This is a genomic window from Priestia sp. VA7 (genome assembly GCF_055710015.1).
This window is the reverse complement of the sequence record NZ_JBVQPN010000039.1, coordinates 1-917: the sequence shown is the minus strand read 5'-3', so window position 1 is coordinate 917 and position 917 is coordinate 1. Positions and strand designations below refer to the sequence as shown.

Below are 917 nucleotides of genomic sequence, written 5' to 3'. Positions count from 1 at the left end.
TTAACGGGCTCTGACTACTTGTAGGCACACGGTTTCAGGATCTCTTTCACTCCCCTTCCGGGGTGCTTTTCACCTTTCCCTCACGGTACTGGTTCACTATCGGTCACTAGGTAGTATTTAGCCTTGGGAGATGGTCCTCCCAGCTTCCGACGGAATTTCACGTGTTCCGCCGTACTCAGGATCCACTCAAGAGGGAACGAAGTTTCAACTACAGGGTTGTTACCTTCTTCGACGGACCTTTCCAGGTCGCTTCATTTACTTCGTTCCTTTGTAACTCCGTATAGAGTGTCCTACAACCCCAAGAGGCAAGCCTCTTGGTTTGGGCTAATTCCGTTTCGCTCGCCGCTACTCAGGAAATCGCATTTGCTTTCTCTTCCTCCGGGTACTTAGATGTTTCAGTTCCCCGGGTCTGCCTTCAATATCCTATGTATTCAGATAAAGATACTGTTCCATTACGAACAGTGGGTTTCCCCATTCGGAAATCTCCGGATCAAAGCTCACTTACAGCTCCCCGAAGCATATCGGTGTTAGTCCCGTCCTTCATCGGCTCCTAGTGCCAAGGCATTCACCGTGCGCCCTTTCTAACTTAACCATTAGCGAATAAATGGTACAACATATTGTTGTGTTATTTATTGGTTTGATTAAAGAAAAGTTTCACTTTTCCTCAGCAATTACTGTTATCTAGTTTTCAAAGAACAATCGCAACCAAAATTCTTCTTATTAGATAAGAAGAAAGTAGTGTGCTTTCTATAATTGAGAGATTGAACTCTCAAAACTGAACAAAGTGTCAAAACGTACGTCATGTAAAAATCCTTAGAAAGGAGGTGATCCAGCCGCACCTTCCGATACGGCTACCTTGTTACGACTTCACCCCAATCATCTGTCCCACCTTAGGCGGCTAGCTCCTTACGGTTACT

The 917-nt window shown here is 45.4% G+C and carries 2 rRNA genes; both read right to left on the bottom strand.

The window, feature by feature from the left end:
* Nucleotides 1-592: ribosomal RNA gene (locus AC0C45_RS30020) — 23S ribosomal RNA — on the bottom strand; the annotation flags it as partial.
* Between the two features lie 225 nt (nucleotides 593-817).
* Nucleotides 818-917: ribosomal RNA gene (locus AC0C45_RS30015) — 16S ribosomal RNA — on the bottom strand; the annotation flags it as partial.